The organism is Roseateles sp. (assembly GCF_044373315.1).
In the GTDB taxonomy this organism is placed as follows: Bacteria; Pseudomonadota; Gammaproteobacteria; order Burkholderiales; family Burkholderiaceae_C; genus JACDQM01.
The window spans coordinates 94,679-102,180 of the sequence record NZ_JBILQK010000004.1; the positions used below are offsets into that span (position 1 = coordinate 94,679).

General features: G+C 65.7%; 6 protein-coding genes. 2 read left to right on the forward strand and 4 right to left on the reverse strand.

Annotation, left to right across the window (positions count from 1 at the left end):
* Positions 1-38 precede the first annotated feature (38 nt).
* The 4 genes from ACIQ67_RS02150 to ACIQ67_RS02165 all read right to left on the reverse strand — a co-directional run bounded on the left by ACIQ67_RS02150 (position 39) and on the right by ACIQ67_RS02165 (position 4,679).
* Positions 39-977 carry a hypothetical protein gene (locus tag ACIQ67_RS02150; protein ID WP_397532704.1) on the reverse strand — a complete coding sequence of 313 codons (939 nt, stop codon included), beginning with the start codon at positions 975-977 and terminating at the stop codon, positions 39-41.
* Positions 978-993: 16 nt separating this feature from the next.
* Positions 994-1,980, reverse strand: a complete 987-nt coding sequence (locus tag ACIQ67_RS02155) for a hypothetical protein (protein ID WP_397532705.1) — start codon at positions 1,978-1,980, stop codon at positions 994-996.
* A 580-nt stretch (positions 1,981-2,560) separates the two neighbouring features.
* Complete coding sequence (locus tag ACIQ67_RS02160; protein ID WP_397532706.1) at positions 2,561-3,637, reverse strand: hypothetical protein; 1,077 nt, start codon at positions 3,635-3,637, stop codon at positions 2,561-2,563.
* 130 nt (positions 3,638-3,767) lie between these two features.
* Entirely contained in the window at positions 3,768-4,679 is a 912-nt protein-coding gene (locus ACIQ67_RS02165; RefSeq protein ID WP_397532707.1) for a hypothetical protein, read from the reverse strand.
* Positions 4,680-4,871: 192 nt separating this feature from the next.
* Between ACIQ67_RS02165 and radA the strand changes: the two genes are divergently transcribed.
* Both radA and ACIQ67_RS02175 read left to right on the forward strand, forming a co-directional pair.
* The gene (radA, locus tag ACIQ67_RS02170) at positions 4,872-6,236 is read left to right on the forward strand and encodes a DNA repair protein RadA (RefSeq protein ID WP_397532708.1); all 1,365 of its coding nucleotides are present in this window, start codon (positions 4,872-4,874) and stop codon (positions 6,234-6,236) included.
* Between the two features lie 130 nt (positions 6,237-6,366).
* Positions 6,367-7,502 (forward strand): choice-of-anchor I family protein (locus ACIQ67_RS02175; RefSeq protein ID WP_397532709.1); only part of this gene is annotated, 1,136 nt, incomplete at its 3' end.

The window sequence follows — 7,502 nt, forward strand, 5'->3', positions numbered from 1 at the left end:
AGGGCCGGGCGCCGGCCGCTACAGCTGGCGCGGCCTCATCAGGGCCGCCGGGCGGCCTGGAAGCGCTCCGCAATGGCCTTGGACAAGGCGGCCGCCTTGGCCTCATCCTCCGCAGAAAACCCCGGATGCTTGTGCAGCAGCTGCTCGTGCGCCGTCAGCGTGCGCCAGCGCACGCCTTCGCTGTCCCATCCAAACGGCGGCGCTGACACACGCCCTGCGCGGCGGTCCAGTTCTGCCACAGCGATTTGGTGGGCGCGCCACTGCACCGCATCGGCGTAGAGCCGCTCACCGGCAAACAGCGCAACCGCATCCAGCGCTTGTCGATCCCCCAAACCCACCGCGGCCATCAGCAGCTCATCCGCCAGCTTTTCCTTGTTGGGCGACCGCACCGTCATGGCGCACACCTCAATCACATGGACGCAGTCGTAGAATCCAGCGGCGCCGCCGGGAGCCTGGGCGCGCGCGGCACGCTCCAGCAGCGCGCCCTCCAAGGCCCGGTCTTGCACCGTCAGACTCTGGCAGCGCTGCAGGAAGCCGGCGAGAACATCCGACCCAACAGGCGCCTGCTGATGGAGGCGGCCGGCACTGGCCTCGAAACCGCGGCACATGTGGAGGGTGATTGCAGCGTACTTGGCCTCGCTTGGATCCCCCTGCTCCCAGACCTCGCGAAGGTGAGGCCCGAAACCCTCGGTGCCCACCATCCGGCGACCCATGGGCCATGTTTCCAGCGGCCCGCTTCGCACCGCCTGAGCCGGGCTTGCAGCCGGGTCCGGCGGTGCCGGGCTCGCCTCGCGCGCCACGGAGGCCCGTGCTGAGGTGTCGACTTCATGCCCGGCTGCCTGGCTGGCAGCCGCCGCTGCTGGTGGCAGACCGGACGAGCGCGCGGCCAGCCCTGGCGGCATCGGGTGTTCAAGCGTGCTGCGCCAGGCAAGGACCCCCGCTGCGATGAGCAGCAGGGCAGCGGCAGCGGTCTGCATCGAACGCTTCACGAGCTCAAGGCCGCTTGGCAGGCGGGAAGCGGTCAACAATGGCCTTGGACAAGGCGGCTGCCTTGGCTTCATCGTCCGCAGAAAACCCCGGGTGCTTCTGCAGCAGCCGTTCGTGCGCCGTCAGCGTGCGCCAGCGCACGCCTTCATGTTCGCCCTGCAGCGGCGGGCTGGGCGCACGTCCTGCACGGCGGTCCAGTTCAGCAATGGCGATCTGATGAGCCCGCCACTGAACAGGATCATCAAACAGCGGCTGTTGCGACGCGAAGTCTGCCAGCCTGAGTGCTTCGATATCGCCATCGGCGATGGCGATCTGCACCAAGCCTTTCGATTGCTCCAGCCTCTCCGCGGTAGCCGGGCCGGACATTCCGCACCGAAACAAGGGATTGCTCAAGCACCGCCAATTCCAAGCAGCGGCAGAGGGCTGCTTGCCCTGCGCTGCGCGCACCCACAGCGCCTGCTCCAGCATCCGAAGCTCTTCGGTGACCGTCTGGCAGCGACGCGCTGTTTTTTCCATGAACTCAATCCATGCGACCTTGTCCTGGGCACTAACGCCACTGGTCTTGCTGGTCTCCAGCGCGTAGGAATGCTTCACTGCATCGCCACTTGACTGGCAAGTCCGCAGCATTTCAGCAGCCTTCGCAGCTTCCTTGGCGCCCCCCTCCCGCCAAGCGCGTTCAATATGCGGCCCATAGCCCTCGGAGCCGATCGTGACGACTTCGCCCCGCGTGGATTCCAATTCATCGTTGCTCGGCGGCAATGGCCGGGCAGACGAACCGCCCGCAGCGACTGGCCCGGCCTTCTCAGCTTCAGGCGAATCCCGCCCCGCTGCAGCATCGACGTTAGGCAAGCCGCGATCCAAGGGCGCCGCTGGTGCCTGACCCGCCACCCCGAGACCCGATACCTCGACCTTGAGCCCGTCGAAGAGCCAGAGCATGCCGATGAGCGCGAGGAACAACCCCGCCCCTTGCGCCACTTTTCGAACGGCTTGCATGGGCATCACGGCCGGATTCGGGCCAAGCAGCTTCCGTAAGCTGAGGCGCATTGGTTCAAGCCGGAATTCTTCACCGCCGTTGCGCCAGAAACACACATTGACTCAATAGGGGCTGGCGCGGGGAGCGTAAACGTAGTCGAAGCGGAGGGTACCCCGACTGTGATACTCACCTGGGCACAGTTCGAGACTGCACCGCTGTTCTGCCCATCGACAACTCCCCGACAGACCGCGGCCTCCTGCTCGCACTCTGCCCTCTGACGCTCTCGCGCCTCCCGCAGGCGACGGAGTGTTTCCTCCAAGCGCTGGTTCATGTTCATCTGAAAAGCCTGAAGGATTCCTTGTTCAACATTTCTGAGCAGGAAAGATCCGAAGCTGAGCCTAGTCATTCAAGGTGACAGTCCCAGGCGCGCAACTTCACCGTCAGCTTATCCATTCGAGCTCCGCGCAACCACCCCGCTGAGGAAGGAAGGGTTGCCCCTGGGTGGCAGCTGTCCCGTGACGCCACCCCGTTCCTCGGCGCGTTGCTCCTTCGCTATCAAGAAGCCTCTTGAGCGAAGAATCTGCCGGACCAGGCTTCAGCTCAAGGCCGCTTGGCAGGCAGGAACCGGTCAACGATTCCCTTGGCCAAGGCGGAGGCCTTGCTTTCATCCGCCTCCGAGAATCCTGGATTGAGGCGCAGGAGGTACTCCTTGGCCGTGGGCAGTCGCCAACTCACGCCATCATTCACGCCCTGCAGCTGTGGGTCAGGCACACGTCCGGCGCGACGGTCCAGCTCAGCAACGGCGATCTGGTGGGCGCGCCACTGCACCGCGTCGACGAACAAGCTCTTGCCAGCGTGCGATGCCACCATGTTCAAGGCATGCCGGTCACCGAATTCCAGCGCCTGCAGCAGCAATTCTTTGGCTTGCGCTCGCTGCTGCGGCGTGGGCGGCTCCTGCTTGCCGCACTTGCTCTCGTCCGACTGGACGCAGTACCACAGTGAGGACGCTGCCCCTGACTGCCGGTCCCTGGCCGCGCGCTCCCACAACTGGGTTTCAAGCCGACGCAGCTCATCAGTCAAGGTTTGGCAGCGCCGACTGTCAGCCAGCTTTGACTCCAAGTACCCCCGCCAGTGCGGCTGTGAAGAATCAGACTCCCGATAGAGGGAATCAACCGAGCTCTCGATGTGGCCACAGGCCCGCACCATCGTCGCAGCCTGCAGGGCCTCTTTGCCTCCGCCTTCGCTCCACGCACGTTCGATGTGAGGCCCAACGCCTTCAGCTCCGATGCCATCCTTCCCCAGACTGGTCAGCGAAGAAAGCCATGCGGTGAGTTCCGCCTGTTCCGCAGCTGAGACAGGGCGTGCCGCGGGCGACTTGCCTTGCACCGAGTGGGTCTCAACCGTGCTCGGCGCCTTCAGCGGCATAGGCGAGGAGCCCCCCGCTGGCACAACGCCTGCCAACACGACGCGCTCCGCACCAGAAGCGGTCGGCGCTCGAATCTCGTCAGCGCTGAGAAGCTCAACCGCCACTTTGGCGATCACTGTCGCCGCGAGCAGCAAGGCCAGGCCCAGGTAGGTCGCACCGCGAAAGGTATTCTTCATTCTCATGAGGTCGCAAATTCCCGTCGGCACGTCGCTGGCAGCGCAGGCGCGCAACGGCTCAGTCAGCTTATCCAACTGACTTGCGCGCAACCACCCCGCTGAGGAAGGAAGGGTTACCCCTGGGCGCCCACAGCCCAGGTAGCACTTTGCTGAATCGTCTTCCAGAGCCCGTATCAACCGAAGCCCCGCTTGAACGTGCCGCAGCTCACGGCCGCTTGGCAGGCGGAAACCGGTCAACAATGGCTTTGGACAAGGCAGCCGCCCTGGCTTCATCGTCCGCAGAAAACCCCAGGTTCTTGTGCAGGAGAAACTCGTGCGCCGTCGCAGTGCGCATACGCATGCCGCCATACTCAAATTCGATCGACTGAGTCGGCTTGCGTCCTTCACGACGGTCGAGTTCTGCAACAGCCAATTGGTGAGCGCGCCATAGAACCGGATCAGCGAACAAGGCCTTGCCTGAGTGAGAGGCTGCTGTTTCCAAGGCTTTCCGGTCGCCGAAATCCAAGGCTTGCTGCATCAGAGTCACGGCCTGAGATTTGACTTCCGGTGCGACAGGATCGCCAAGGCTGCAAGGGTTCTTCGGATGAACCAAACAGGTCCAATTGCGTGCAGCCGCCGCAGCCTGCCGCCCCTGAGCTGCACGCGCCCACAGCGGCTGTTCCAGTTGTTGCATGGCTGCAGTGACCGTCTGGCAGCGGCGCGCTTCGGCCTCCATGAGCTCGACGAAGCCGCTCTTTCCGGAGCTATCCGGGAGGCTATAGGCTGCCTTCAGGGTGTTCGCACTGTTCCCGCAGGTGCTCAGCATTTCTGCCGCCTCCGCCGCCTGGCGCGCACCCCCGTCCCGCCAAGCGCGCTCAATATGAGGCCCATAGCCCTCGGAGCCGATCGTGAAGGCCTCTCCCGCCACGAATTCCGAGTCCCTAGCAGGGGCCGCATCGACCAGCGGGGCACTGGATTCGAGCGGCTTGCTCGCCTGCTGAGCCTCGGGCGAAGGTGCCCGCAGCACGGAGGGCGCCATGACCGGTTTTGCAGCGTCGCCCGGCGCCCTGAACCGTAGCTCCACGCCCGGGCGGAAGTAAGAAAGCAGCATGGCCCCGAACAGGACAAGGATCAGCACGGAGCTCACTGCCAGCCAAGAACGCAGACGCATACGCAAGAGAAGAATCAGGGGATTGAGTGAGGGAATGCTGGATTGACGTTAGCTCAAATCGCCTTCGTCGGGCCATCCCACCTTGGAGTGGCGCATCTGCATCGCTGAGCGCTGGCCGGCTCAGCTGCCGGTGTTCGCGCGGCCTCACAATTCGCCCCCATGGCCAAGGAAAAAACACTCTTCACCTGCAGCGAATGCGGCGGCACCAGCGCCAAGTGGCTGGGCAAATGCCCGGCCTGCGGCGCCTGGAACACGCTGATCGAAGGCCCGGCCGAGAGCGGCGGCGCGGGCAAGAACCGCTACCAGGCGCTGGCCAAGAGCCAGCCGGTGGCGACGCTCAGCGAGATCGAGGCGAGCGATTTCGAGCGCACACCCACCGGGTTGGAAGAGCTGGACCGCGTGCTCGGTGGCGGCATCGTCGCCGGTGGCGTGGTGCTGATCGGCGGTGACCCGGGCATCGGCAAATCGACGCTGCTGCTGCAGGCGGTGGATGCGCTGTCGCAAGGGCTGAAGGTCTTGTATGTCACCGGCGAGGAAAGCGGTGCGCAGGTGGCGATGCGGGCACGCCGGCTGGGACTGACAGGCAGCCAGGTGAGGGTGCTGGCCGAGATCAGCCTGGAGAAGATCCTCGCCACCATTGAAGCGGAGGCACCGGCCTTCTGCGTGATCGATTCGATCCAGACCGTCTACTCCGAACAGCTCAGCTCCGCGCCCGGCTCGGTGGCGCAGGTGCGTGAATGCGCGGCGCAGCTGACCCGAACCGCCAAGGCCACCGGCTGCGCGATGGTTCTGGTGGGCCATGTGACCAAGGAAGGCGCGATTGCCGGCCCGCGCGTGCTGGAGCACATCGTCGACACGGTGCTGTATTTCGAGGGCGACACCCACAGCAGCTTTCGGCTGGTGCGAGCGATCAAGAACCGCTTCGGCGCGGTCAACGAGATCGGCGTGTTCGCGATGACCGACAAGGGCTTGAAAGGCGTGGCCAACCCGAGCGCGATCTTTCTCTCCACCCACGGCGATCCGGTGCCGGGCTCTTGCGTGCTGGTGACGCTGGAAGGCACGCGGCCGCTGCTGGTGGAGCTGCAGGCGCTGGTGGATGCCGGCGGGCCGAGCCCGCGGCGCCTGTCGGTGGGCCTGGAGCGCGACCGCCTGGCCATGCTGCTGGCGGTGCTGCACCGCCATGCCGGCGTGCAGACCAATGATCAGGATGTATTCGTCAACGCTGTGGGCGGCGTGCGCATCAGCGAGCCGGCGGCTGACCTGGCAGTGATGCTGGCGATCCAGAGCTCGCTGCGCGGCAAGGCACTGCCCAAGGGCTTCATCGCCTTCGGCGAGGTGGGTCTGGCGGGCGAGGTGCGGCCCGCGCCGCGCGGGCAGGAGCGGCTGAAGGAAGCCGCCAAGCTGGGCTTCAGCGTGGCGGTGGTGCCCAAGGCCAATGTGCCGAAGAAGGCCATCGAAGGACTGACCGTGCATGCGGTCGAGCGCATCGAGGACGCCATCGCCCTGTTGCGCAGCCAGGGCTGAGCACAGCAGCCGGCAGGGCCGCTGGCAGGTCTTGTCACAGCGCCGTCACGGCGGGCGTTGACCATCGCGGGTTGCTTCAACTCTGCCGTACCGCGACCTCGCCATGCCTACCCAATCGACACGCCGCCCGATGCTCCCCCGCCCGCTGCACCTGCTCAGCGCCGCCCTGCTCGGCAGCGCAGCCCTGCTGAGCGCCTGTGGCGGCGGCGACGACGAGATTGAAGAAGCGACGCCGGTCAGCCTCAGCCTGGCCAAGATCGGCGGCTTCGACGGCGGCGCTGCGGGCGCGGCCGAGATCACAGCCTACGACGCCAGCAGCAAGCGCCTGTTCATCGTCAACGGCGCCAACGGCACGCTGGACGTGGTGGACCTGTCCGACCCGGCCCAGCCCAAGCGCATCAGCACGATCAACGTCTCAGCATTGGGCGGGGCAGTCAACAGCGTGGCGGTGCATGACGGCCTGGTGGCGGTGGCCATCGAGGCCCAGCCCAAGACCAGCCCCGGCACGGTGGCCTTCTACAACGCCGCCGACCTGCGCCTGCTGGGCAGCGTCAAGGTCGGCGCCCAGCCCGACATGCTGACCTTCACGCCCGACGGGAAGATGGTGCTGGTAGCCAATGAGGGCGAGCCCAACAGCTATGGCCAGGCCGACTCGGTCGATCCGGAAGGCTCGATCAGCATCATCACCGTCAACGGCGGCAACAACCCAACGGCGGTAACGGCCGACTTCAAGGCCTTCATCGGCCAGGAAGCCGCGCTGCGCGCCCAGGGCGTGCGCATCTTCGGCCCCGGCGCCAACGCCGCGCAGGATATGGAGCCCGAATACATCGCCATCAGCGACGACGGCAAGACGGCCTACGTGACGCTGCAGGAGAACAACGCCATCGCCATCGTCGACATCGCCGCGGCCAAGGTCACCGCCATCAAGGCCCTGGGCTTCAAGGACCACAGCCTGACCGGCATGGGCCTGGATGCCAGCGACGAGGATGGCGGCAACAACACCAACAGCGGCACGCCGGCGATCAAGATTGCCAACTACCCGGTCAAGGGCATGTACCAGCCGGATGCGATTGCGCAGTTCAGCGTCAATGGCAAGCGCTACCTGATCACCGCCAACGAGGGCGAGGCGCGCGCCGACTGGCCCGGCTACAGCGATGAGACGCGCGTGCGCAGCCATTGCAGCGCCGGCCTGGACCCCAGCGTGTTCCCGGACGCCGCGAACCTGATCCTGGACTCCAACCTGGGCCGCCTGCGCATCACCGCCAA

Excerpts from the sequence above, each read along its gene's own strand:
- ACIQ67_RS02150 (WP_397532704.1), bottom strand. The coding sequence starts at position 977 with ATGCAGACCGCTGCCGCTGCCCTGCTGCTCATCGCAGCGGGGGTCCTT.
- ACIQ67_RS02155 (WP_397532705.1), bottom strand. The coding sequence starts at position 1,980 with ATGCAAGCCGTTCGAAAAGTGGCGCAAGGGGCGGGGTTGTTCCTCGCG.
- radA (WP_397532708.1), top strand. The coding sequence starts at position 4,872 with ATGGCCAAGGAAAAAACACTCTTCACCTGCAGCGAATGCGGCGGCACC.